The 25,749-nt window shown below is 44.1% G+C and carries 26 protein-coding genes; 18 read left to right on the top strand and 8 right to left on the bottom strand.

Annotated elements, in window-relative coordinates; all coding sequences use genetic code 11:
* The first annotated feature begins 3 nt into the window (after positions 1-3).
* The 3 genes from NST38_RS18535 to NST38_RS18525 are packed head-to-tail and all read left to right on the top strand — an operon-like array spanning position 4 to position 2,387.
* Complete coding sequence (locus NST38_RS18535; RefSeq protein ID WP_076250063.1) at positions 4-1,305, top strand: hypothetical protein; 1,302 nt, start codon at positions 4-6, stop codon at positions 1,303-1,305.
* A gap of 32 nt (positions 1,306-1,337) precedes the next feature.
* Positions 1,338-1,760: a hypothetical protein gene (locus tag NST38_RS18530; protein WP_076250064.1), complete on the top strand. Its 423-nt coding sequence runs from the start codon at positions 1,338-1,340 to the stop codon at positions 1,758-1,760.
* Between the two features lie 21 nt (positions 1,761-1,781).
* The gene (locus NST38_RS18525) at positions 1,782-2,387 is read left to right on the top strand and encodes an SMI1/KNR4 family protein (RefSeq protein WP_256719982.1); all 606 of its coding nucleotides are present in this window, start codon (positions 1,782-1,784) and stop codon (positions 2,385-2,387) included.
* A gap of 91 nt (positions 2,388-2,478) precedes the next feature.
* Here NST38_RS18525 and NST38_RS18520 read toward each other — a convergent pair whose 3' ends face one another.
* Positions 2,479-2,799, bottom strand: a complete 321-nt coding sequence (locus NST38_RS18520; RefSeq protein ID WP_076250065.1) for a hypothetical protein — start codon at positions 2,797-2,799, stop codon at positions 2,479-2,481.
* 80 nt (positions 2,800-2,879) lie between these two features.
* Here NST38_RS18520 and NST38_RS18515 point away from each other — a divergent pair, with 80 nt between their 5' ends.
* On the top strand, positions 2,880-3,953 hold the full coding sequence (locus tag NST38_RS18515; RefSeq protein WP_143781228.1) for a leucine-rich repeat domain-containing protein: 1,074 nt from the start codon (positions 2,880-2,882) through the stop codon (positions 3,951-3,953).
* Positions 3,954-4,102: 149 nt separating this feature from the next.
* Positions 4,103-4,900: a cupin domain-containing protein gene (locus NST38_RS18510; RefSeq protein ID WP_076250067.1), complete on the top strand. Its 798-nt coding sequence runs from the start codon at positions 4,103-4,105 to the stop codon at positions 4,898-4,900.
* Positions 4,901-5,594: 694 nt separating this feature from the next.
* Here NST38_RS18510 and NST38_RS18505 read toward each other — a convergent pair.
* Entirely contained in the window at positions 5,595-6,641 is a 1,047-nt protein-coding gene (locus NST38_RS18505; protein WP_047843487.1) for an aromatic ring-hydroxylating oxygenase subunit alpha, read from the bottom strand.
* Between the two features lie 407 nt (positions 6,642-7,048).
* Here NST38_RS18505 and NST38_RS18500 point away from each other — a divergent pair, with 407 nt between their 5' ends.
* Together NST38_RS18500 and NST38_RS18495 are read left to right on the top strand one after the other, a co-directional pair.
* Positions 7,049-7,495 (top strand): carboxymuconolactone decarboxylase family protein, encoded by a 447-nt coding sequence (locus tag NST38_RS18500; RefSeq protein WP_036613386.1) that lies wholly within the window; start codon positions 7,049-7,051, stop codon positions 7,493-7,495.
* A 32-nt stretch (positions 7,496-7,527) separates the two neighbouring features.
* Positions 7,528-8,463, top strand: a complete 936-nt coding sequence (locus NST38_RS18495; protein WP_036613388.1) for a sigma-70 family RNA polymerase sigma factor — start codon at positions 7,528-7,530, stop codon at positions 8,461-8,463.
* A 99-nt stretch (positions 8,464-8,562) separates the two neighbouring features.
* Here NST38_RS18495 and NST38_RS18490 read toward each other — a convergent pair whose 3' ends face one another.
* Both NST38_RS18490 and NST38_RS18485 read right to left on the bottom strand, forming a co-directional pair.
* Entirely contained in the window at positions 8,563-9,516 is a 954-nt protein-coding gene (locus NST38_RS18490) for a hypothetical protein (protein ID WP_076250068.1), read from the bottom strand.
* A gap of 242 nt (positions 9,517-9,758) precedes the next feature.
* The gene (locus tag NST38_RS18485) at positions 9,759-10,400 is read right to left on the bottom strand and encodes a spore coat protein (protein ID WP_076250607.1); all 642 of its coding nucleotides are present in this window, start codon (positions 10,398-10,400) and stop codon (positions 9,759-9,761) included.
* A 362-nt stretch (positions 10,401-10,762) separates the two neighbouring features.
* Between NST38_RS18485 and NST38_RS18480 the strand changes: the two genes are divergently transcribed.
* Together NST38_RS18480 and NST38_RS18475 are read left to right on the top strand one after the other, a co-directional pair.
* Positions 10,763-11,299: a hypothetical protein gene (locus tag NST38_RS18480; RefSeq protein WP_076250069.1), complete on the top strand. Its 537-nt coding sequence runs from the start codon at positions 10,763-10,765 to the stop codon at positions 11,297-11,299.
* Positions 11,300-11,328: 29 nt separating this feature from the next.
* The gene (locus NST38_RS18475) at positions 11,329-12,057 is read left to right on the top strand and encodes a DUF1361 domain-containing protein (RefSeq protein WP_076250070.1); all 729 of its coding nucleotides are present in this window, start codon (positions 11,329-11,331) and stop codon (positions 12,055-12,057) included.
* A 141-nt stretch (positions 12,058-12,198) separates the two neighbouring features.
* On the opposite strand, the gene NST38_RS18470 is transcribed toward NST38_RS18475, so the two are convergent.
* Positions 12,199-13,212, bottom strand: coding sequence for an alpha/beta fold hydrolase (locus NST38_RS18470; protein ID WP_076250071.1), 1,014 nt, complete (start codon positions 13,210-13,212; stop codon positions 12,199-12,201).
* Positions 13,213-13,321: 109 nt separating this feature from the next.
* Here NST38_RS18470 and NST38_RS18465 point away from each other — a divergent pair, with 109 nt between their 5' ends.
* Positions 13,322-13,915, top strand: coding sequence for a TetR/AcrR family transcriptional regulator (locus NST38_RS18465; protein WP_076250609.1), 594 nt, complete (start codon positions 13,322-13,324; stop codon positions 13,913-13,915).
* A gap of 143 nt (positions 13,916-14,058) precedes the next feature.
* Positions 14,059-15,081 (top strand): serine hydrolase domain-containing protein, encoded by a 1,023-nt coding sequence (locus NST38_RS18460; protein ID WP_076250072.1) that lies wholly within the window; start codon positions 14,059-14,061, stop codon positions 15,079-15,081.
* 84 nt (positions 15,082-15,165) lie between these two features.
* Here the strand turns inward: NST38_RS18460 and NST38_RS18455 are convergent, their stop codons facing one another.
* Positions 15,166-16,146: a serine hydrolase domain-containing protein gene (locus tag NST38_RS18455; RefSeq protein ID WP_076250073.1), complete on the bottom strand. Its 981-nt coding sequence runs from the start codon at positions 16,144-16,146 to the stop codon at positions 15,166-15,168.
* 253 nt (positions 16,147-16,399) lie between these two features.
* Between NST38_RS18455 and NST38_RS18450 the strand changes: the two genes are divergently transcribed.
* The 6 genes from NST38_RS18450 to NST38_RS18425 all read left to right on the top strand — a co-directional run bounded on the left by NST38_RS18450 (position 16,400) and on the right by NST38_RS18425 (position 21,536).
* Positions 16,400-16,669, top strand: a complete 270-nt coding sequence (locus NST38_RS18450; protein ID WP_076250074.1) for a DUF6809 family protein — start codon at positions 16,400-16,402, stop codon at positions 16,667-16,669.
* Between the two features lie 195 nt (positions 16,670-16,864).
* The gene (locus NST38_RS18445) at positions 16,865-18,172 is read left to right on the top strand and encodes an SPFH domain-containing protein (RefSeq protein ID WP_047843479.1); all 1,308 of its coding nucleotides are present in this window, start codon (positions 16,865-16,867) and stop codon (positions 18,170-18,172) included.
* 53 nt (positions 18,173-18,225) lie between these two features.
* A complete protein-coding gene (locus NST38_RS18440) occupies positions 18,226-18,915 on the top strand; it encodes a hypothetical protein (RefSeq protein ID WP_179087836.1) in 690 nt (229 codons plus the stop codon).
* 18 nt (positions 18,916-18,933) lie between these two features.
* The gene (locus NST38_RS18435) at positions 18,934-19,308 is read left to right on the top strand and encodes a hypothetical protein (RefSeq protein WP_076250076.1); all 375 of its coding nucleotides are present in this window, start codon (positions 18,934-18,936) and stop codon (positions 19,306-19,308) included.
* Positions 19,309-19,400: 92 nt separating this feature from the next.
* Positions 19,401-19,892, top strand: a complete 492-nt coding sequence (locus NST38_RS18430; RefSeq protein ID WP_076250077.1) for a hypothetical protein — start codon at positions 19,401-19,403, stop codon at positions 19,890-19,892.
* A gap of 291 nt (positions 19,893-20,183) precedes the next feature.
* Positions 20,184-21,536: a glucoamylase family protein gene (locus tag NST38_RS18425; protein WP_076250078.1), complete on the top strand. Its 1,353-nt coding sequence runs from the start codon at positions 20,184-20,186 to the stop codon at positions 21,534-21,536.
* Positions 21,537-21,720: 184 nt separating this feature from the next.
* On the opposite strand, the gene NST38_RS18420 is transcribed toward NST38_RS18425, so the two are convergent.
* Positions 21,721-22,359 carry a TetR/AcrR family transcriptional regulator gene (locus NST38_RS18420; RefSeq protein WP_076250079.1) on the bottom strand — a complete coding sequence of 213 codons (639 nt, stop codon included), beginning with the start codon at positions 22,357-22,359 and terminating at the stop codon, positions 21,721-21,723.
* A 126-nt stretch (positions 22,360-22,485) separates the two neighbouring features.
* Here NST38_RS18420 and NST38_RS18415 point away from each other — a divergent pair, with 126 nt between their 5' ends.
* Positions 22,486-24,048 carry an FAD-dependent monooxygenase gene (locus NST38_RS18415; RefSeq protein WP_076250080.1) on the top strand — a complete coding sequence of 521 codons (1,563 nt, stop codon included), beginning with the start codon at positions 22,486-22,488 and terminating at the stop codon, positions 24,046-24,048.
* A gap of 121 nt (positions 24,049-24,169) precedes the next feature.
* On the opposite strand, the gene NST38_RS18410 is transcribed toward NST38_RS18415, so the two are convergent.
* Positions 24,170-25,708, bottom strand: coding sequence for a hypothetical protein (locus tag NST38_RS18410; protein WP_076250081.1), 1,539 nt, complete (start codon positions 25,706-25,708; stop codon positions 24,170-24,172).
* Positions 25,709-25,749 lie beyond the last annotated feature (41 nt).

The following is a 25,749-nucleotide window of genomic DNA, read 5'->3' as shown; positions in this document are numbered from 1 at the left end:
CCTATGAGTTGGTTAAAGGAAGACATTGCGGAACAATGGCGCAATGAAGGCAAGCGTTATGCAAGGGATGTTAATGCATTTGTCCGGAGAAGTATGTGTGGAGAGCAACCGGATGAATCCGAGCTGGAGGGAGACTCCAGAAGCGGAATGAGTACTGAAGTATTCCAGATGGTGAGACAGGCCAATCTCCACGGTGACTTGGAGATGCTTCGACGTGAGCTACCCGCAGCGACGTGGCCATTGAACGAGGCGTTTCAGGCTTCCATGCAAGCGGTCAAAGTTGTAGGTTATCTGAACGAGGAAACGATTGTATGTAATACGGGAATTTTCACGGAGAATAGTCAGATATATACGATGGATCAGCACGGATGGCAGTTGATCACTCCATATACTTTTGCAGGTTGTTCATCGGATGGACTTGACTTTGCGCTTGCAGGACGGGATGGGATTCGTATTATTCGTCAGCCAGATCGCAAGTTGGAAGGACAGGAGATAGCGACATATCGATGGGAAGATATTCAAGCCCGGATACAGTCGGCATTACCTCGGATTGAATCACTTGCGGACTGTGAGCATCCCGAACGGACACTTGAAGGACTTATACCTATAGATGAAGGCAAAGCACTACTTATACATTCAAGATACGGGATATATCTTGTAACGCAAGATAAATTGACCTTGCTTCATCCCGATCTGGCAGAGATCGAAGAATATGAGCTAGAGGATACACAGATAGATATGGGGCATGCAGCGGTATCTCGGGATGGTCGATGGATTGCCTATGGTAGCCAAGGAAGCAATCATATGGTGATGGACCGCCAACTGAACAAGACATACTCTCTCTATCCAGAATCGAGCTACCCTCATTATGCAGCATTCACCAGTGATAACCAGACTGTCTGGTTTAACGCATGTCATTTCTATAACGGGGTCACCATACAGGTTCCGCTGGAATCAATTGCAGGCAACGAAACAAAGGAAGATTGGCCAGTGATGGATGAGAATGCACGTGTGTATGCAGCGGTTGAAATAGAGGCAGGCATGGTGCTTGGAGATGCATACGGTTATCTGTATTGTGTGAATGGCGAGGGGAAGGAAGTGTGGCGTCATTTTGTGGGCAGTACGATCTATTCTCTCGCCGTATCGCCAGAGCAGTCCAAGCTGGCAGTGGGTACCTATGGTGGCATGCTGCATGTGATGGATCTTCGTTCCACAGAAATGGACGAGTACGGGATCGGTACAGGCACTCTTCGTGAGTTGGAGCGGTATGTGTTGTGGCGTGGAGAAGAACCTCTGCGCTGGTGAGGTAGCATTTTGACCTAGTTAGGGGTGAAGGGATGGAACGTGAAGAGGCAGTAATGTTATTAAAATGTCACTCCTTTTTTTATGATGATCTGAGTCATCCCAAGATGGAGAACGGTTTTATTGGCAGTCTGCGGCCTTTCCGTGGACATTTGATTAAGGAGAATTTTCATGAGTTGATGGAGATACTGCGTGTTCTGGCGTCCGAACTTGCACGGCCTTCACTGGATCGGGAAGTCATGGCATGTCTATGGGGAATTACTCATATGGCCCGTGCTTGGGCCGTTGAACCCGAAGGCATGCTTCGCAGCAACAACCTCATTTCCGACGAACAGGTGGCGTTGATGGAACAATGGCTTAATTTGTTATCTTACGCAGTCATGATTCTAATTGAAGGCGGCGGAGAGGAAGAAGCGTTTTGGGAATATCATCAGTATCTACAAGAAGAGAAGAACTGAGGTAGGGGAGGTGTGGTGAGATTGGAGCCGAATGTATCATTAAACGTGCTAATGGACGAGCTGAATCACTTGTTAGATGAGAGAATACAGGATCAAGAGATTCGGCAATTGTTTGAAGAATATCAACAGCGGGAAGGTGCATCCGAGGAAAGTCTGGATCTATTCGAAAAGGAGTATGGCGTCCGGCTGCCTGGCGATTTTCGTGCCTTTTACCAAAGGAAAGACGGCAGTGGCTACGGGTTGCATGTGCTGTACTCGGGTGATGCCGAGACGGGCAGATGTACCCCCTTTTATCTGATGTCATTGGAAGAGATTCGAGAGACCAAACAATACTTCTGTGAAGTGGATGAGAAGCTTGAAGAGTATTATTCTGCCGAAGAGATCAGCCAGCTGGACCCGGAGATCAAACCATATTTGTTCCATAAAACATGGATTCCTTTTGCAACAATTGCGGGAGGTTCGCTGTATCTGATGCTCGATTTTGATCCAACGGCGGAAGGCACGTATGGGCAGATTATTATGTACGTGCACGATCCGGACTTTGTTTATTACCTTACACCTACCTTCACGGATCTCCTCAGCATGTCGAACCGTAATCTGAAGATGATGGATGAGATCACCTATTAAAATCCTGCACGATTAGACAATTCCTTCAATAATAAAGAAGCTGCCGAAGCAGCTCCTTTATCTGAACAAGTACTTTGAATGAGTCTAATGATTACCACTGGAAGAAACGATGTCCGTGAAATCCTCCGCCTGGAGGTCCTCCGTGTCCACCTGGACCACCCGGCCCGCCTCCATGAGGTCCGCCTGGATAGCCACCTCCTGGGAAATGACCAGGGTGTCCACCGGGGTAACCACCGCCGGAATATCCACCATGCCACCAAGGACCACCGATCGGATATAGTGGAACAGGAACGATGGGCGGGTATGGATAGGGATAGGGATAAGGGTAAGGATACGGTGGGGGTGACGGATAATAAGGGTAAGGATAACCAGCAGATTGCGGGGATGAAACTGAACCAGGGCCGTATGCCATGTAATAAGCCTCCAATGACTGGATTGATGATATCAGCCTATGCCACAGTGGTTTCAGATGATACAGCAGATTGAAGATTAATGAGTAATGAGGGGGAACATATGGTAGCCGTAGCTTTTCACACTGATCCAAGAGGAACTGCCTATGAACTGTTGATTGACGAATTGATCGAGAAGGCAGATCGTTTTATGCTTGTAGACAGACAAAGGTACGAAGAGAATGAGATACCGGAAGTAGTTCGTGTGTTAGAGAGATTGCAGCCCTATCTTGTGGAACGTGCTACGATGGAAGAGATGATGCTGAAAAGCGGAGCCTATTATTCCGAAGGCACCTATTATACATATCGCTGTACGCCGGAATCGGGTCAAGTGCTCAAAGAAGAAGCCAATCGTTTTCATGATTGGTGTTACCCGTCATTGCCGGACGATCTTTGCTTTATGACAGAAGACGGAAATGATTATTTTTTCTCGGTTGCCCATGAGCATATGTATGGCATGAGGATTACATACAAAGAAGCGAGTGAACTTATGGAGCGGATTCCAGGGTTGTTCTTTGAATTGGACCGTCATAAGGAAATTGATCATCTTCTGGACGATGCGATCAGGCATCAGACCGATAAGCTGGATATCAGCTTACATGGTTTAAGTGAGCTTCCCGAACGAATTCGGGAGTTGAAGCACTTGAAGGAGTTGACGATTTTTGAGCAGAATCTGTACTCACTTCCTGCAAGTCTGTTTGAACTTACTTCATTGGAAAGATTGGTCATTACAACGTTGGATCTGGAGTGTATTCCGGCAGAAATCGGGAAATTGAAGCAACTTCAAGAGTTAAGAATTTATTGTGGCAGTCCTTTTGAATCTGCACCTGGTTGGAGGCCCAAACCACAAACTGAGTTGGGATTAAATTGTATCCCGCCTGAGATTGGTGAATTAAGTGAGCTGAAGTATTTGGAGATCGTATATTCTGGTATACGTGAGCTCCCCCCGGAGTTGGAAAAACTGAAGAATCTGCGTGCTTTACTGGTGACAAATGCACTGATTGAGGGAACTCCGGATGTTGTCACAAGAATGCATTGGCTGAAGTATGTAGACTTAATGAATATTCCATTTGGAACCCATTGGGAAGAAGTCTGGGAAATGAAAAAGAACATGTAACAAATAGAGCCCTGCTCGGGATGTCCGAGTCAGGGATATTTGTTATGCGAGGAAAACTTGGCGGAAATGGGCTCACGTATCTGGGCGCTGGGCATAAGCTGGCATATAGGTTATGACCTAAACCGAGAGCGAAGGGCAGGCGTTTTATTTTGGCAACCTCATACATGGATTACACTTTACCAACCACCGAATTTACTTACGATTTGAGCAATAACCCGTTATTCAAGAAGGATGAGAACAACTATATTAACGCTCTTTCCATCAAGCAGTTAAACACACTGGGCAATGTTTCTTTACTGGATATTTTCCTCAACACGGGCAATGTGGTTGAACCACATACGCATCAGAATGCAACGGAGTTGGTATACTGCATCAGCGGTGCGGCAGTTGTTTCCCTCATTAATCCATTTACCAACGAGCTTCTTCATTTCCCGATTACTCCGGGGCAGGTGGCTAACGTTCCTCAAGGCTGGTGGCACTATGAAGTGGCCACTGCAGATCACACGCACTTACTCGCAATCTTTGATGCTCCGGTTCCTGAAGCGATATTTGGCTCAGACACCTTACGTCTTACACCTGCAAAACTTTTGGCTTATACGTACTGTCTGGATGAGAAAAAAGTTCAAGAAGCACTTGCTCCCATTCAAAAAACAGTGATTATTGGCCCGCCGGCAGATTGCCAGCCTTCAATTGCTCCTGCCTCTAACAGTGCTCCAAATGTGAATCATCAGCCTTACGTAATGCCTAATGTACAACCCAATGTACAGCCAAACATGCAACCCAACACACAACCAAACACACAACCCAATGTACAACCAAACATGCAACCTTACGTAAACCGTCTTCCGTACTGGGGCACTTGGGTTGATCCACGTATTATTCATGAGCCGGGCTGTCCGTATTATAGAGAGCTTCCTATGAATACGAATAATCAAGAGGAAAGATGACGTTCCTGAGGCGAGGTTTATCTAATACACATAAGTATTTCAGTTAAATTAGGTATAACAAAAGAAGCGTCCGCAAAGGAACGCTTCTTTTGTTGATTAAAGTTGTCTTCAAACCTGCTGAAAGCCGATGCATACCTGAACGTGTCCGGAGCATGGAGTGCTAACGAATCGTAGGCGTCTTAATCAAGGATTTAAGGCGTGCCCAAAAATCTAAAGAATCTGAGACACGTTATATCAGAATAAACAGCCGTATGAAGTGTTTTTATCGGGGATTTTGGGAAATAACGAGTCTGAGGTTCCTTACAATTTTAACTGAGGACCTAGAGGCCAAATAAGATGTCCTGAGTTCCTAAGAAAATTTTCAACCCATTCCCCAGAGACCGCAGGATAGTACTTCAAGACTTTTTAGGCGCGACATCCATCATCGATAGCTTGCCTGAGATTGAAGAACACCTATATAAGTTCAACTAAACATTTACACAATAGCGGAGAGGGCAGAAATAACTTGAAGAAGCGGAGCGTTCGCCTAAAAGCTTTCTAAAAGAAAGCTACATCGAAAGCATACGCTATCACCGGATGCTCCCTATGAAAAAATGGAATAAAAAAATCTGGGGATAACAGCGATCGTAAAGTTATTCTGCCATCGGAGTGTCAGTGTAAATATATTCATTAGTTGAACTTATATTCTATCTATTTACGATGTGTAATTTCGTCCCAAGCCAAGCTCCGTCAATAATTGACGATAAGCAATCGAAGTACGGTCTGCGGGAATATGGGCCTCGGCATGCAGATCAAGGGGCAGATCCTCCGGTTTCTGTGACTCGACCATCTCGCGGTCTTCTTCAAATACCTGCAAGTTGAACTTGATTGTGTCTTCAATCGGAGCGTCTTTGTCAAAGTTGCGTGTGATTGGACAGAATAAACGTGTATAACGGGCAGAGATTGGCGAAGCACAATTCAGAATATTCAGCTTGTCGTCTCCTGGGAAATGTACCGTAAGAGAAGCCGCAAAAGGTGGGAACACTCGAAACTCGCGCAGCCATTGGAAACCTTCAGGTGCAACAAGATCTTGCCCTTTGCCATAGTTACTTACAGTACTCCAGTACTCCGCCAGTAACTCATTACCTTCGCGTTTCACTTTGTATTGGGGGACTTCTGTGTTGTTTCGGTCACCAAACGTTTCGGTATGCACATAGGCAAAATGGGATACATCCAGGAATCCCTCCATTTGTCGTCCAGAGGAACCAGCAATGTCAAAGTTGGGTGGCAAAATATTGATATAATCCGGATCATCCCATCCAGGGAAGGAGGGGATCTGTTCTTCCGTTCCCGCCAAAGTGGTCCAGATCAAGCCATAACGTTCGACTGCCGGGTACACGATAAGTTTGAGCTTAGGCGAGATCTTGGAGCTTGGGTGCGCAGGTACTGCGGTACATTTTCCTTCACAATTATAACGGAAACCATGATAAGGGCAGACAATCTCGCCATTTTCTACCCAGCCTTTACTAAGTGGAGCCCCGCGGTGAAAACAAAGATCCTTGGCTACCACAACCTGATCATTACTGCGGTAGAGAACCAGCTTCACATCGAGTAATTGAGCAGCCAGGGGTTTGTCTGTTACTTCGGTTGCTTGGGCTACCGGGTACCAATATTGGGATAATACATGCCAGTCTTCGGCGGTGAACGTACAGCCTCTAGGCAATTCGGACGTCACATTACGGTTTGCATTGGAAGTTATCATAGGAAACACTCCTTGCCGATATGAATAAACGATTCTCTTTTTATGTTAGAAAAGTTAACTTAATTAGCCGTATGTTACTACTCTTTTGGTCAAAATATCAATATATCCAACCTACTTTTGGTTGAAAGCACAAACGCTACAGCAAAAACCGTACATGAATACGGAAAAACGCGGATTTTTCTTACATTAGATGTTAATTTTATAGAATGAGGACAGACATTCAGTATGTTATTTCTTCTACTGATTGATGGCTTTATGGAGGTTTACTGTTTAGAATTTGCAGTGTGAATATTCGTTAGTTGAGCAACCATTCTTGTGGGCATAAAAAGATTTTCGCAAAGAATGTCACAGATCTCGGCCGTCATTTGTCTACAGTATGTAAACCAAATGACGGAGGCGAATGAAAAATGAATTTAAGAACGAATTACAGAGTAGCGAATCCAGGCGCATTTAAAGCGATGATGGCAATGGAGCAATATATTTCTGGGCAATTTGAAAATAAAGTATTGTATGAGCTGTTAAAAATCCGAGTGTCCCAAATTAATGGCTGCGCCTTTTGTCTTGATATGCATGCCAAAGATCTGATGAAACTGGGAGATTATGCGGATCATATTTTATTGCTGAGTGTATGGCGTGAAGTGCCTTTCTTCACGGATCAAGAACGTGTTATGCTGGAGCTGGCTGAGGCGGTGACCCGAATCTCGGAACATGGTGTACCACTTGCGTTGTACGATAAGGTCCGTGAACATTTCAGTGAATCCGAACTGGTGGATCTGATCCTGGCCATTAACACGATTAATAACTGGAACCGGATTGCGATCACAACTGGGATGTATCCGGGTTGCTTTAACTAAAAATACACGCACCATGCCAGAGGAGGCTTCTTATGAATTCTAATTTCCACGCCAATGAGCCAGAAGTGTCTTCTCTGGATGTTGGTGAGTTGTATATTCGTTATAAAAAATATGCATTTTCAATAGCTTACCGCATGTTGGGCAGTGTGGTAGAAGCTGAAGATATTGTGCAGGATTGTTTTGCGGGGATTCAGAGCACGTCTGCTCAGGATATTCGTAATCCCAAATCCTACATCGCCAAATTGGTTGTGAATCGAAGTTTGAATCTGCTAAATTCCGCCCGTAATCAGCGGGAAAGTTATGTTGGTGAGTGGCTGCCGGAGCCTATGGGTGGCAGTGAAGAGGCGAACATGCCAGAGGAAACGATGGAGAAAAAAGAGTTGATCTCCTACGCCTATCTGGTCATGTTGGAGCGTCTATCGCCCATGGAACGGGCTGTTTTTGTACTTCGTGAAGCGTTCCGATATGATTATTCCGAAATAGCGGATTGGCTGGGCAAAACGGAGAGTAACTGCCGTCAAATCTTTAGCCGCGCCAGACGAAATCTGCCCGAAAGACTTCCGCCGATCGAGCAGAGTGATGCGGATATGATAGCCAAAGGTGAATTGCTGAGCCGTTTTACAACGGCATTCCTTCGTTATGACGTCTCTGCCATGCTGGAATTACTGGCAGATCAGCCTGTATTTACAGCAGATGGCGGTGGCGTTGTGCATACGGTTATGAGAACAATGAACGTTCACAAAGGTGTGCTTGCACTCCTGACCTCACGGCGAGTCCTTACGCGATTGCGTGAAAGGGAATGGGTACCGATGTGGATCAATGGCGAACTTCAACTCGCGTTGATGAAAGAAGGGCAGTTGTCCGAGGTACTCTGTTTGGAGTTGGACGCTTCCGGAGAGCGGATTGAGGGCGTGTATCTCGTTGTAAATCCGAACAAACTTACATCAATAGACACTTCAACTCTTTGATCCAAACGTAACGACTTGATATATAAACTTAAAAGCGACAACCTCTGTCACGAGGATTGCCGCTTTTTTGGCATTCACATTTTGCGATTCAGCATCCGATTATTCACGGGCAAATTGTTGTTGAACAGGTTCAATGATTGCTCTGACTTCAGGTGTAAGCTCATCATTATTCTGATTGAGAACCAGTAAAATCTTTTCCATAGTGTCCAGAAGAACACTCTGCGTATCGGGCTCCCGGTAAGCCAAAGCTTTCTCGTAAGCCTGTTTCACCACAGGGTCCATGGTGCGAATTTCTTCATCCGTGTACCAATCATAAGCAGGCGTGTTGTCACTTCCGTAAAACAGATAATCCACAAATAACCCTTGCTTCACTGCTGATGTACGATTGGAATTCGGGAAGTTGTTCAAAAAGGCTTCTTTCTCCAATGCACGCTGGATTAATTCGTTCCAAGAGATGATAATGCCACCATCTGAAGTTGTCATTTGGTTGGACTCGGTAGCCATAATATCAATGTACGCAGCAATATCAGCCTTTACAAAAGGCTTGAACTTTTGGTATATCTCATAATTGATGATGGGGTAATACAAGCCTTCACTGGTTTCCAGTTTGAACCCGAGATCTGATGCTTCCTGCAGAAGCTTCTTCACGGTCGGATCTTTAATTTCTTTGAGCAGACGACTATATGTAAGCTTCTGTTCGTAACCAAGTTGTTCATGGGCTTGAGATATGGCCTGTTGAAATTGTTCCGTATACATTTGGTAGTCCATATTAGCCAATTTCACGTTCTGCATGTTCTCCAGTTGCAGCGTCATTAGTGTGGCCTGCCAAGGGTCGACTTTATCGATATGATTCATCAGGTATTTACGCGCTTTAACCAGACTTTCTGTGGACTTTACTGCTTCTGTTCGATAGGTTTGGAATTGATGATACACCGCTTTGGAAGCGGGGACAGGTGCAGCTAGTGTTGTTGAAGGTGTGAGTGTTGCGCCAATGGCAGTACAGCCAAGAGCCATAGCCAGTAAACCAAGTTTAGCAGGTTGCTTCCATCTCATTTGTATACCTCCCCATTAATGAAGAAAAAGCCATTTGAATTCTCGTATAACGGCATTTCACCCTATTTTATATGTATGATCCGTAAGTTGAATATGTACGGGTTTGTCTTTGATTAAACCAGTTTCTGGTAAGCGAATCAAGTGTCTTCAGTAGGAAAATGATTACAAATAATGAAAGAACAGCCCCTATAGCCCGCATGGGTTGAAGAGACTGTTCTGGGGAATCGGACTTTATTTTCTAATTAATGAAGTGGTTTATTGTTAATAGGCATCTGAGGTGCTCCGGTTGCTGGAATGTATGCTTGAAGCATCTGTTGTGTATCACTTGGAGTGAGTTGAGGTACTTGATAATAGGCGTTTTTATTCTGGAACATGAAAATTTCATAGGCCATCTCAATAAAATGCTGGATCTGCGAAGCGATGACTCGGCGAACCGTTCCATTTGTGATCTCGCTACAGGACATGCCGAGCAGACTCGCATGTGACTTGATCAGTCCCAGCATATGACCGCTAATCCCGGCATCCTTTACATCAGCTAAGCTCTGGTTTGGTTTTTTCGGTGCTGATGGCTTAAGGCCATATACCGGTGGTACCATGTTGGGGATCATATAGGTAGCTGTCTCTTGATGAGGCTTCTGTCCGGATGCAAAACACTCTGCTGTCAGATTGTACTGGGATAATATGAAGTTGTACTGCCGGTCCAGAATGCCAATCAGTTCCTGGCTCTGCACAAAAGTACGAAAGATCATGTATTGATCCAGCACGTTAATGGTGGAGGACAGAATCTCATGCACATCGAACATCTCATGGCCGCCATGATTCATGTTAGGGGTGACATTTGGATTGGTGTTCAATGTGGGTTGTACTACATTCTGAGGGTTCATGGAATTTGGATTCATTGTAAATTTGATTCTCCTTTGGTAAATGGTATGATTCTATATAAGTTGAACGAAAGAATATTTACACTTGCCACTCCGATGACAGAACAACCTTCCGATCGCTGTTATCCCCAGATTTTTAATTCGATTTTACAAAGGTGAAAATCCGGTGATAAGCTTATGCTTCCGAAGTAGCTTTCTTGTAGAAAGCTTTTAGCGAACGCTTCACTTCTTCAGGTTCTTTCTGTCCTCTGCGTTCTCGTGCAAATGTATAGTTCAACTTCTATAGTATGCTTGGAAAGTAGTAAACTTATGTAAAGTGTTAGGAGTATACGCACAAATAGGAACAGGCATGGTGGTGGTTAAGGATGGAAGAGACCGATTGGGGTGTAGCAAAGGATTTGTTCGTCAAACATTATGGGAGCGCTATACAGATGCATCGAGAAGGCGTGTATGCCGACTATAAGCGATGGGACGTACCCCAAGAGTTAGAGGAACAATGGATAGGGGAGCGAATTCAACAATTAAGTTCCGAGCTGTCTATCATGAATTGGGATGCGGTGGATGAACTTGCGTTGATTGCCAAACATCGAACAGAACCAAGTATAATTAAGGCTATTACAGCATTTGCTTCAAGACAATTGAAGAGTGCGGACAGTATGGTTCGTCTCGTGTATGCTGAACGTCTGATTGAGCTGATCAAACGGTATGAATCCTCTCTGCCGATGGACAAGTTACGGGAAACCTATCAACTGACGATGGATTTGCTGGTTGATGTGGCGACTAAACCGTTGGTGCTTGATCCAGGGCATGAATTACAGCAGTATGGATTAAAGGATAAACGAGGATTGAATTTGCGTGTGGAAAAGAATAAGGAAGAAATCATCCGCTATTTTCGAAACTAATTGAATTTTATCAAGTGAGGTCAGAATCATTGAGAAAACTGAATTATATTCGCATATTTATTTTCCTTAGTGTGGTCACCATAGTAACGCTTGGATTGTACTATGTAGCTGCTGATAGGCTGGATCAGCGTTATTTCCGCTTCCTGATCTGGAATCTGTTCTTGGGCTGGATTCCTTTTGTGTTCTCTTATGCAGCCTATCTTCTAAGTGATGTGAAATGGAAAGGTGCCGCATGGCTTGCAGTCGCAAGTGGTCTGCTATGGTTGTTATTTTTCCCGAACTCTTCTTACATTGTTACGGATCTGGTTCATCTGACAGCGAGAAGTTCCCGGTATTATGGTGGGAATGGGGTGGACTATACGTATTGGTACGACTTAAGTGTTGTATTAATGTTTGTCTGGACTGGACTCCTGCTTGGATTCCTGTCGATGTATCAGCTTCAGGAAGTGATTTATCACCGAATTGGACGCTGGGCATCCTGGATCTTTGTACTGGCAGGTTGTGCTTTGGGAAGTTACGGGGTATTGCTTGGACGTGTATATCGACTGAATAGCTGGGATGCACTGACGAATCGCGAGATGCTGATTGAACTGATGCACGAAAGTGTAAGCCGTCCGTCTCTGGCGTTTTGCCTGTTTTTTGGCACGTTTATCACTACAATCTATGCCACATTGTATTATCTGATCAATACGAGGGCTCCACGGGAAAAGAAGAAGAGTGCAGGAAGTCCCGAATCGGACCTGCAAGCGTTACGCTAACTCATGTTTTCTTAAGGCCGAACTCATTAGATCTAATCTTAATGTATATTGCTTAAAGGGCTGTTCCAAGTCATACCCATGGCTATTGGAACAGCCCTTTAACATTGGATCCAGCGGAGGATGTTCTGAATAAAAATACCTCTACTTATCAGTGATTAACTCAAGGATTGTTTTCACAACCAGTTCAGGTTCATCGTGAATAATCATATGCCCACTGCGGGTGGCCACAATGAGCTGACTATCCTTCGATATATTCAACATGTTCCGTTGCCCCGATTGCCATATGGATTCGAGCTTCTGCCCAATGTCAACCGGAATCCCTGCACTAGCATAGTCTTGAGGACGTCCGCGTGCAATGATACGTACAGGGATTAATCCAAGACTTTGGCCACGAATGGCATCTTCTGTTGAATGGGCGTGGAGGGCTTCTTCTTCTTTGGCGTGAAAATAGGAAGGGGTAGCAATCACATTAACAAAAGTATCCCGATCTTGCTTGGCAACCAGACCATCAAGCATAAAGTCTGGAAATAATCTGAAAGCTCCAGATACCTTCAGTAAAGATAACAAGGAGGCAGGCGGGTTTCCCTGAAACTGAGCCTGTTCCAACAAAACCTTTGTGTTCCGTTCATCATCCTCAGGTCGCGCATCAATGAGGACAAGGCTCTGAACCTCATTTGAATAGGTCTGTGCAAAGAGTCTAGCATACATACCCCCAAGAGAATGACCTACCATAACGTAAGGGCCGCGTATGTTCTCCTTCTCCAGAGCAGCATGTAAATCTTTGACGATATTTGCACCTGTACGTTCTGTGGGTGCAGATTCACTCCAGGCATATCCTGCGCGATCATACGTGACCACCGTTGCATGTTGGGCTAGTTCCACAGGAATGTCTCTCCACGACAAACTGGTTTCACCACTTCCAGCCTCCATAAGTATGGTCGGTGAACCATTGCCTTGTTTATGAATGTGTAGTTGGTAACCGCCGACTTGAACTAACGTACCTGGAGGTGGAAAGTCCTTTTTGGCCTGCGAGGAAGCAAACCACTCATAGAGGAATGCGGCACCTATCAGTAGTAGTATTGTGCAGAATAACCTTACTATGAAGGTGAAAACTCTGAAATTCTTGCGTGTTGAGGCTGGGGTAGTTGTATGCATGATCTTATGAATTCCTCTCCTACAGCTGTTTTTATATTTTAGTACAATGTATTAAAAAGATTATAGCACAGTGTATTACAAAAAGAGAAGTTTGTTGTATAATGTTGTCATGCCAAAAATCGTAGATCATGAAGCTCAAAGGAAAATCGTTGCTGATGCAGCCATCCGGGTCATTCAAGAGCATGGACTTGAGCATGCTACCGTTCGGAATATAGCAAAGGAAGCGGGACTATCTGTAGGTTCCATGCGTCATTATTTTGCCACACAGGCTGAATTGTTCACCTTTTGCATGAATCTTTTTGCAGAACGGGTACAGAAAAGGGTGGAGGCATTACAGATGAGTGGATCTGTACTGCTGGATATGAAGAATCTGCTCTTGCAATTTCTCCCGTTGGACGAAGACAGAATGATGGAAATGGAGGTCTGGTTTTCGTTTACAGCCAAATTATTGGTGTACCCCGAATTAAAAAAGTTAAGTGATCAGATGCATCAAGGGATGTATCGATCGGTTCAATGGGTAATACAGGAGTTGCACAAGCGGGGGATGACACATCCTGAACTGGATGCCGAGATGGAGATAGAGAAGTTATATGCTCTGGTGGATGGGCTCGCAATACATATGTTAATGCAGCCAGATAGACTTACGGTAAAACGAGTGGAACAAGTGATTGAACAGCACTTTAGCATGCTTTGTCAAACTTAATCTTACGTTGTCTGAAGAAGGGTTATTTCCTTTTATAAGGGAGTAATCCTTCTTTTTATGAAAATATGGCAGGTATGCAGGATATGACGAAGAATTAAGAATGAGAATGTAATGAATACATAGACAAGTAGGTGAACAACAAAATGTTGAATGCAGTAGAGCTGACAACAAAAGTAGAAGAAGTCATGGAACGCGTGAATTTTTCGGGTGTTGTATTACTCCAGCAAGCCGGGAAAACCCTTTTGAATATGAAACGTGGTTATGCAAATCGTAGCGAAGAGCTAGCCAATCAGGTGGACACACGCTTTGGGATTGCATCAGGATGTAAGATTTTCACGGCAGTGAGTATATGCCAACTAATTGAAGCGGGCAAGTTGTCTGCGGATTCCAAGCTTACGGATGTATTGGATGTGGAGTTTCCACTGTGGGACAAAGGGATCACCATCCAGCAGTTGTTAACACACACGTCAGGCATTCCTGATTATTTCGATGAAGAAGTGATGGATGACTTTTCAGAATTATGGAAAGACAGACCCGTCTACGCGATGCGGCGTTTAAGTGACTTTCTGCCCATGTTTCAGCATCTGCCAATGAAGTCTGCTCCGGGTGAACGTTTTCATTATAACAATGCGGGTTTTATTGTGCTGGGACTTATCGTGGAACAACATTCAGGACTGTCATTTACAGATTATGTGGAAGAGCACATTTTCAAAAGGTGTGGCATGAAGGAATCCGGTTATTTCGTAACAGATCAGCTCCCGCGTAACACAGCTTTAGGGTATATCGATCATGAAGATGGCTCTTGGAATACTAATATGTTCTCCATTCCTGTCAAAGGTGGATCAGATGGTGGAGCCTATGTTACGGCACCGGATATGATTCGATTTTGGGGTGCTTTGCTGGGTCACCAATTGTTGAATGAAGAGGCGACACAGCAGTTATTAACTCCACATGCTCATCAAGAGGATGAAGAGTATTATGGGCAGGGTATCTGGATCGACCGTAAAGAGGAAGACATTTTCAAATTTCATGTCATGGGGTTTGATCCAGGAGTGTCGTTCATGTCTTCCGTGTATCGGGACTATGATCTACAACTGGTTGTGGTCTCTAATCAAGAGTCTGGTCCTTATCCAATAACAATTGCTATCGAAGAAGCTTTGGCATGACAAATAAACCCTCAACCAATGGTCAGGTTATGGCCAAAAGGTTGGGGGTTCATTGTTGAACAGGATAGAAGGATTGTTCTCCGTTTATAACATTTTCCATAGCTCAGGGGCGATTAATCGAGGGAAAACATCCAGCGGAGGTTTCTCTTTCTTTCGTTTGTCATTGGTTAACACGGTAACGAGCTCTAGCTCAGGGACAATATATACATACTGACCACCAAATCCTCGTGCGTAATAATAATGGAGATTGGGTTGGTCGTCTTCAGCAGCAATACCTTCGGAGTCAGACCTTTCGTTCGGATAGACATCCACCCACCAATGCCAAGCATAGCTGCCGTGATTCGGTGGAGTGACTGTAATAAAAGGCTGCGTCGAACGAGATACGAGATCACTTGAAATGAGAGACTCACCCTCCCACATACCTTGCTGTAGAAACAGCTGACCGAATTTGAGCAGATCTACGGGTAACATCTTAAGACCGAATCCGCCTGTATGAACACCTTGAGGGTCACTTTCCCATTCGTAATGCTTAATTCCGAGCGGGTCAAAAAGATAACGCTCTGCGAACTCGGCTACGTTCATACCTGCATTTTGCATCAGGATGGCGGATAGGATCTGTGATACTCCTGAGTTGTACTCCATATATGTACCCGGTACATGGCTTAAGCGTTGTTCCAACGCAAAATCCACCCAATGATCGGTGCGGGTCATGCGAGGGAATGAATTCTGCCCGCCGAACTCGTCCCAGTTGAATCCGGCTGTCATCGTGAGCAGTTGTTCCAGTGTGATCGCTGGTTTGCGCGGGTCAGGATCGGATGTCAACTGTGGGAAAAAAGTAGAGATTGGGGCTGATGCCTCTGGCAACAAGCCTTTATCCATCGCTATACAGATGAGGGCGGATAGCACACTCTTGGTACATGAATTGATTTTTGCAATATCAGTCGCAGCCTCGTGGTTGCGGTAGTGTTCGTACATAATCTCACCGCGTATGCTGACGAGGCAGCTTCGCAGATCCAGTTGCGGAACGATCTGTTGTAATTTGGGTGACAGTGATGAAGGATTCATAGTGTCCTTTCTGTACGGTTGATTTGTTATAGGATTTTGTAGAAATAGGTGTCCATTATCTTAGCATACTCCCGAGGTAGGGCTCAACAAGCGCTACATTATTATGTCAAAGCAAGCATGCAAAATGCGATATCCTATGAAAGCTATAAGAATCACATGCGAATATCGCATAAATTCCCAGCATTGTCTGTCAATCTTATATAATTGTCATGAGAAGAGTACCAGACATGTATAAGAGAAAGGGGTCTGTGATGTGGGAAATATAATAGAAGAATTATATTATGGTAACCTGAGACCAGAGGAGAATATTGTTCCTCAAGATTCGGAGTATCGATCTATTAATAAGGAGATTACAGCTTATATCGAAAAATTTCAGGAAAAGCTTTCGGAGGATGACTTTAAACAGTTGGAGGTATTGTTTGATATGATGGATCAAGTTCACTCCATGCATTCAAAAGAGGCTTTTGCGAGTGGTTTCAAAATTGGGACGTTGATTATGATCGAGAGTGGTTTCACAAGCTAATATAGGAAAAATATCATATGAAAAATGAACTATGTTAGTGCGTATTAAGGTTAGAAATGGTAAAATATCAATGCCTAAACATGGAACAAGTAGATGAAAGATAATTAAATATAGGAAATAGTGTAGAATCAGTGTTTTAGCAAAAAAACTTTATAGTAAATTATAGTAATCTAATACTGAATTGAGGAATTAAACATGGCGATTATTGACGTAATTAAGTATGATGGCTCACCTGATGTATTTGCTTGGAAACATCCCGAGACTGAATTGGGAACATGGACTCAGTTAATTGTGAATCAATCTCAACAAGCAATTCTTTTCAAGGATGGAAGAGCGCTTGATATGTTTGGACCCGGAAGGCATACGCTGAGTACAGCGAATATCCCAATCTTGAACCGTCTCGTTAACCTTCCGTTCGGAGGAAAGTCACCTTTTGCAGCAGAAGTATGGTATGTCAATCAAGTGAGCGCATTGGACGTTAAATGGGGAACGGCGAATCCGATTCAGATCCAGGATCCCAAGTATAATATTATTGTTCCCGTAAGAACATTTGGACAAATGGGAATTAAAATTTCGGATTCACGAAAATTTTTGGTCAAGCTTGTGGGAACACTGCCTGAGTTTAACCAAGCTAATATGATTAATTACTTCCGTGGGTTGATTATCATGAATATTAACTCCATGTTGTCATCATATCTAATACATAGAAAAGTAAGTGTTTTGGAGATCAATGCATATATCGCCGAGATATCACGACATTTTGCAGATACGGTAGCTTCTACTTTTGAAGAATTTGGTATTGAGTTAATCAACCTGTATATTCACAATGTCAATCTGCCCGAAGAAGACCCTTCCGTCATTCGATTAAGAGAAGCGTTGGCACGCAAAGCTGAGATGGATATCATTGGCTACACATATCAGCAAGAACGTTCGTTTGATACGCTTGAAGGTGCAGCGAAGAATGAAGGAAGCATGCAGTCAGACATCATGGGCGCAGGGCTTGGTATGGGCATGGGGGTTGGTCTGGGTGGTTCTTTCAGTGGCGAGATGTCCCAGATGTCTAAAGTGATGTCTACGAAGGAAACGCCTGCAGTAAGTATATGTAAGCAGTGCCATCATCCGAATCAGGAGAACAGCTCTTTTTGCAGCAAATGTGGCAATTCATTAGCCGAAAAATCGGTAGCAACAACAGATTGCAACAATTGTGGACATGCCTTGCCAAAGGGAACCAAATTCTGTCCTAACTGTGGTGACAAATACCATGCATGTCCTTCATGTGGGGCGGATAATGCGGAGAACGCATTGGAATGCATCCAATGTCATCAACCGATGCCTAGCCCATGCCCAAATTGTAACCATATGAATTCCGGTCATACAAAATTCTGTGGCAACTGTGGCACAAGTTTAAGCTTGAAATGTAGTCGGTGCCAACATGAAGTAAAACCCGGCCAGAAGTTCTGTCTCGATTGCGGAAACAATCTGCAAGAAGGAGGACAGGCATAGTGATGGTAAAACGGAGCAATCTCTTGATTTTGGATGTCGTCTATTTAATATGCATGTTAGTATCATCAATCGTTTCTTTTACGCTGTTTAATCATGCGCTTCTGTCGTTTTCTTTTTGGATGAATCTCGTTGCTTCTTATGTAGCGATTACGGCTATTTGGATCTACGCGCGGTTCATCATGCAAAATATGGATCGGTTTAAACGGTTTGTTCCAGGTTACACAGCTTTAGGTGTAGTATTAGGTATTTATCTGATTTGTGTGATGATCTACACGTTGTTAACAGGTTCAGCAGATCATGCGCTTCGCTGGTTCGTATTGTTACACACGTTAACGATTGCGATCGCAATTATTTTGTGCGGAATCATTATGATCTATATTCAGAGTGCGCGCCGTCATGAAATAGATGAACATACAAAAATCGCAAACTTACAATTAATCGAAAAAGCCTTACAGCAGTTGCTTCATACCATGGTGCAACAACCCGTCCTAACTGTGGAAGAGGAGCGCAAAACCGTTCAGTCATTAATTGAACTTGTAAAGTATAGTGACCCAATCACTCCGGATTCCCTTGAGAAAAATGACCGCCAGATCTTGCTGGACATTGAATTGATGAACAGTGAGCTTGCAAATCAGTGCGAAGCAGGGGAATTGGTAAATAGTGAACGTTTTGCTTCGCAACTATCCCAGTTAAAGTTCCGTTTGAAAGAGCGCAATCAACAGATCATGACAAGCAAATCATAAATTGCAGGAGGAAACGCGGTGAAAAGATTTTTTGGAATTATATTCATTATCCTTTCGTCTCTGACGATCTTGTTATCTTTAATATTAATATCCGAGGGAACAGAAACAGCCATTATCAGTACGATAATTCTTTTTATCCCTGGGGTTATCGTACTTGTTACGGGCATTAAAATGTGTGGTCGACCTAAATCTCGTTCTAACACTGATCAATACCATCACAATTCTAATGATAATCAATATTACGAAGATCAGCATAATGAGAAATATGAAGAGAAAGATGAACCTCAAGAATCTGTATCCGTGAATTGTTCAGGGTGTGGAGCCAAGGTAAAGGTATATCCTGCTTTGTCTGCGGATTGTGAGTATTGCGGAACGACAATGAGGATTTCGTAGTTGTAGCTAACATAAATACACTTTAACAGCTTTTACAGATACCTGTAGTGTATACCGCTAGGTATAGAGTGTTGTTTCTGGGAGGAATCGTGTTGTTAAGGAAGTTATTTGGACTCTTTTTTATGTTTTATGCCATTGCTATACCCATACGATTACTTATGGAAGAGAATTTCTTAGATCAATTGAATATAGTTCTTGTAGTTGAAATTATTATCGTTGAATTTTTATTTTTGTTTTTTGGTATTAAATTGCTTAGGAAAAAACGTGTTAAGAAAAAGCGTGGCCCTGAACGAAATTTTTATGGGGGAGACTATGGAGGTTCTCTTGATCGCGAAAATGCAAATCCACATACTTATTCAAGTTACAATAGCAACACCGTGAGTTACAGTAGTCATAATACAATTAACTATACAGAGATCAATTTTTCAAATAAGGAAAACACTGAAGAGAAAGCCGATGAAAAAGTTGAAGAGCCACAAAGGCCTGTTTCAGTGAGTTGCCCGGGGTGTGGGGCGAAGGCAAAAGTGCTTCCTAAGCAATCAACGGACTGCGAGTATTGCGGAACAACAGTTGTAGCAAATTAGAACGGTTCAGAATGGATACGAGAAAGGGTTAAGCCTGATTCCTATGGAGTCAGGCTTTTTACCTCTTCAATTTAGAATCTCTAAAAGACCCTCAAACGATCAAATCGTCATATAATTCCACGTGAGTTGCCTTAATGTAGTCCCTTTAATGAAACGTTTCGAATTTACATTTATTAATAAACCGCATAATAATCAGTATTTGTAAGCGTTCTATTTTATTGTTTACGAAAATGGGAAATTTATGATAACATATACACGAAACGTTTCGAATCCATTTGAAGGGAGAAAATCATGAAAAAAGTAAAACAATTCAGCTTCATTTTAACTTTTTGTCTGTTAGCTAATCTAGCTTTAACTCCTATGGCTTCAGCAGGTGACTCAAGCAATTTAATTGGATTTCGAGCAGAATTGAAAGCGGTTGCATATAAGACCTACACGTTTTTTGAGGACTATACGGATCAGAACACGGGCTTGACTTACGATGAAGTGCGACACAGTGAAAACGGGATAGAAGAAGCTAAACGTACCTCGCCCACAAACATCGCAATGTATATGATGAGTACCGTTTCAGCGCAACAATTGGGCATTATTTCAAAGAAAGAAGCTGTACATCGCCTGCAAACAACTATAAATTCCCTCGAGAAGTTAGAAAAGTGGAACGGCCTATTTTATAACTGGTATAACACGGATGACGGTTCGGTGAAGAAAGATTGGGGCCAATTTATTTCCCAAGTCGATAATGGCTGGTTATCCGCTGGTTTAATTGTTGTTGGGCAAGCCTATGAAGAACTTCATGGGGAAACAAGCAAGTTGGTTACAAATATGAATTATACTCCGCTATATGATCCTGAAGTCGGCCAATTCCGCGGCGGTTATGATGTGGCTAAAGGCGCGCTGACGGACCACCATTATGGGATGTTTTATACGGAACCACGTGTAGGCAGCTATATTGCTATTGGGAAAGGTGACGTTCCTCAAGATCATTGGTGGAAGATGTATCGCACATTACCTCAAGAATGGGATTGGCAAGCTCAGATTCCTCAAGGCAAATCCGTTAAGTACGATGGAGTGGATGTGTTTGAAGGAAGTTATGTATACAAGGATAAAAAGTTCGTACCAAGCTGGGGAGGTAGTATGTTTGAAGCTCTTATGCCCGGTATGGTCATAAAGGAAAAAGACCTGGGTACTCAAGCTTTGGGATTGAACAACCAGCGTCATGTCGAATTGCAAATCGAATATGCCAAAGAAAAAGGGTATGCCGCATGGGGCTTCTCACCTTCTGCCACTCCGACAGGTTACACTGAGTTTGCAGCAACACCGTTAGGTACCTCAGGTTACAAAGATGGAGCAACGGTAACAGCACACGCAACATTCCTTGCTCTGGATTATGCCCCTGAAGCAGTTCGAAAGAACATTAAAGCTTTAAAGAACTTCAAAATGTTTGGCAAATATGGGTTCTATGACTCAGTCAATGTTGAAACGGGAGAACTTGCAAAAGCTTATCTGGCACTGGATCAAGGGATGATTATGGTGTCGATCGCCAACTATCTTCAAGATGGCGTTATCCGCGATTATTTTCACAGTGATGTGATAGGGCAGAAGCCAGAAGAATTATTGAAAAAAGAAGTGTTTTCCATTCAATGAAGGGCTGCTTTAGATTAGAGCAAGATCACTAACGAAATGGGACGAAGATACAAAGATGGGCGGAACGAAGCAGGGTATCAGCATGCTTCGTTCCGTTTTTGCGTTTACCACTGATAATGAAGTCGCAGATCGATTAGATTATTGAATTTATCCGGAAAAAGACAAGGCATTTACAATGGCGATTTTAAGACTTACGTTGTGGGGCATAAGCGCAAAGAAAGACGCGTACGCCTTCAGTGATGATATGTTTATTTTGTTCCTCATCTAATGTCCCGATTTTTCCCGGTTGATTGAATACCAATAAAAACGTTAATGCAGCGAAGTGCTTTGCAGCCATTTTAGGATCAATCACATCGAGCAGTCCGTTTTGTCCAAACGCTGTAAACCTCCTGATAATCCCCTCTTCAGTTGCGTTATCGAGCCTTTCAAAAAACGAGTCTGGCAGGTTGGCAGCTTCCACCATAACCAGACGGATCAAAGCCTTGTAATCTGCCGAACCGTTTGCAGAAGCTACGATTTGCTCACAAAATAAGATGAGCGCCTGCTCAAGATCTTCGAATTTCCAGAGGTGGTCTGATATCCCTTGCTCAATCATGACCAGAACCGCCGAACTGGATTCTTCCACAACGGCAAGTAGTAGATTCTGTTTGTCGCCATAATAATCATAAACTGTCCGTTTGGAAACTCCCGCTTTAGTTGCGACCGCATCGACGCTGGAACGATCAAACCCGTCTGAAAGAAACAGCTCTCGTGCCGCCGTAATTATTTTAGCTCGTTTGTCTGAAGAGCCTTTGCGGATTTTCTTGTTTTCCGTATGATCCATTCTTACGTTTCCCCCCTTATATGTATATTTAAGAAATGGATTAGAGTCCTGCTTTACAAACTATACTGTACGGTGTAGTGTAACAAATGTAGCGTATCAAATCAATGCTCAAGGAGGTTTTTGTCCATGAATACCATACCGTCTGTTGTTGATGTTCTTATCGTCGGGGCCGGACCCACAGGGCTTACACTTGCCTGCGACCTTGCCCGTCGAAACGTCAACCATCGTATTATTGAACGAAGCACCGTGTATAACGTTGCATCTCGCGCCAAAGGAATCCAGCCTCGCTCGCTTGAAGTCATCGATGATTTGGAAGCCGTTCACTACATTGTTGATACAGGTGTTGTGGACTTGCCTGTTCGTTATTATACCGCAGATGGCAGAAGTGTGGACAAGCCGAGTATTACCGTTGCAGCCAGCGCCGAACTTGAGACACCCTATCGTGATCCGGTCTGGATTGCTCAATTTGATGTGGAAAAAGCGTTGCGCGACCGATATGCAGTATTTGGCGGTCAAGTTGAGTTGGGCATGGAAGCTGTAGGGCTTGTTCAGGATGTGGATGGTGTATCGATAACCGTGAAAACACCACAAGGAGAAGAGCAAATTCGTGCTCGTTATGTAGTCGGCGCTGACGGGGGCAAAAGCAATATCCGCAAATTTATTCACTTACCGCTGGTTGGGGAAACACATGATCATGAGCGATGGTATCTTGGCGATGTACGATTGGAAGGGTTAGATCGTGACCATATCCATATCTGGACTTCTTCGGAGGGGATGGTCGGGGTGACGCCGCTGCCAAAAACCGATATTTGGCAACTGCAGGCTACAATTCCGGCAGACATCGATGAACCAGAGCAGCCGTCGCTAGAGGCGTATCAAGCCATGTTTGACCGTCGCGCCGGGTCCGGACGTGTTCGGCTTACGGATGCTTCTTGGTTGTCCATCTACCGGGTCAACGTTCGTATGGTTGAATGTTACCGAAACAACCGGGTTTTCCTTGCCGGTGATGCGGCTCATGTTCATTCGCCGGCCGGCGGTCAAGGCATGAATACGGGAATACAGGACGCATACAACCTCGGCTGGAAGCTGGCGGCTGTCATACGCGGAGCGGACACCGCCTTACTTGACACGTACGATGAAGAGCGCCGCCCAGTGGCTCAAGCCGTGCTCAAAGACAGCACAAAGAAAATGGGAGGCGTCATAGGAACGGCGACAGAAGGCGGAGGGTTGTCCCAATCCTTGAGCACCATATCCGACGATCTGACGAGCGGGCTTCTCATTTCCTATCGTTCAAGTTCGCTTACCCGTCCGTCTGCTCGAACAAATGCTACCCGTTTACTTCCTGGAGATCGTGCTCCTAATGCTACGGGACTGCAAGGCGTCGGGTTTGCAGGAAGTGTCTTTGACCTCTTGCGCGGCCCACACTGGACGCTTTTGGCTTTTGCAAACTACATTGATCCTTCTCTGAAGAACTTCACCAACGATGCACTCCATTTGCATTATATCCTTCCATTTAAGGTGGAGGGGGCGGAAGGCATAATAGACACTGCAGGGAATGCCTATCGAGTTTACGATGTCGCAAGTAAAGAACTTGTATTGATTCGTCCTGACGGTTACATCGCCCTGCGCACCTCCATTGATGATACCGCATCGATCCTGAATTACTTGAATTTGTGTGGCTTATCATAGGATCGAGCGACCCAAGGTTCTGCCCGAGTCACGTCGTCTTTTTGAAAATAGAGTGCAAGAAATTCTATTCATGCAAAAAAAAGGTCTTGCCATTTTCATAACAGGACCCTTTTTGCGTAAACTAAAAATCCCTCAAACGATCAAATACCTCATATAATTCCTCGTGATTAACCTTAACCAAATCATCTTGACGCAGTTCCAAATGCTCCTGTAATTGATCCAGCAACTCCGTTAGAACAACATAAATCTCTTCCCGCTCAACAGTTTCAATAAAGCCGGTCTTGGCATCCATCTTGTTGAAGGTCTGTGTGTAGTTCTCAACCATGGAGACGAGTTGTTTGTGCATAGCTTCCTGATTGTTAAAATCTTGACTTAACTGACGTATTTCCTTCAAACACTGCTTGTACAATTGAGCTGCTTTTTTTGCGTGAGCTGCCTTGATGTGGTCCCGCCCATCCCAATCCCGAAACGGATTGTTCAGGTTCTCCGCAAGCCATTCCGGTTTGCGTGCTTTGGTGATGTCCATATCAAGTCCGGCGGCAGCGAATTTTTTATATCTTGTTTTGATCGATTTGGCTGCATCGGCAGGCAGGCTGGTTAGCCACAGCGTAGCCAATTTTGGAAGTTGCTCTGGACCAGGGAATTCTTCACCATTGAAGCCGAACAGGTCATATGTAGTGAAGGTTTGCAAATTTGCCAAATGCTGAATCGACTCTATATGGGATACATTGCCGGGTTTACCCCACAATCGTAACTCTGAAAGCTCAGGATAATACTGCACAAGTGGCTCCAGATTGAGTTCCGTGATATCTCTGATATACAGAGCTTCAAGTCGTGAGATACCCGTAACCTGCGGCAGGTCCGATGGAACATTGAGAGTGATGCATTTACCGTCTTCATAAGCCGCGATACGCAGATCAGGAGACAGCTCACCTGTGAAATTCAGACTTTTCATCTTTGTGTTCAAAATTAACTCCTTCAACCCGCTGACATCCACAATAAGTTTGGTCAGGTGACTGTTGCTGATATCGAGCATCGTTTGACCATGATGTATGATATGAAGTTCATTAATGAACGGGTTGTCCTCTATAAATGGAAAGATTGATTCCGTACATCCATCCATTTCAATATGTGTCAGACAAGGTAGCTTTGCGAGTTCGGCTACATCTTCCGCAGATGTAGGGCTGAAATCGCGGAGTGTACTCGTACTGCGCCGCATTACACGATCGCCAACCATCACTTCTTTGTCATCATCCGCAGCTTGTTTGAACTGCGCTCTTCGGATCGCATCGATACCTTCCCATTCACGCTGGAGATAGAGACTTTCTCCGATCGGCCAGCCTCCGCCATACGTATTTGTTTCCTCGGTGTAGAGAGGAGGGATATTGCCTGCAAGCACATACTGTGAAGGAACATTAGCACTCACGAAACTATGGGCAAGTCGATCATGCCAGAAATAGAAGTTACAGATCAACGGTTTCATCTGATGAAGCTGCATTTCATTAGGCAGTTGATCACCAGTCCAATCCAACTGAAGGACCGAGGCAAGCGTGTTGGAAGTTTTACCCTCCGTTTCGTTCAGTCCAGTTACCTGGCAGGCTGTATATTGTTGTAATTTTTCGACATACACGCAGTACACATCTCCAACATTGGGGATCATGTTATGCTCCTTTCGTTCTGCATCAATCGATGCTAAGCTAC

This window comes from Paenibacillus sp. FSL H8-0104 (assembly GCF_038050215.1).
Taxonomy (GTDB): domain Bacteria; phylum Bacillota; class Bacilli; order Paenibacillales; family Paenibacillaceae; genus Paenibacillus; species Paenibacillus amylolyticus.
Note: the sequence above shows the minus strand (reverse complement) of the source record. Positions and strands in the feature narration are given on the sequence as shown.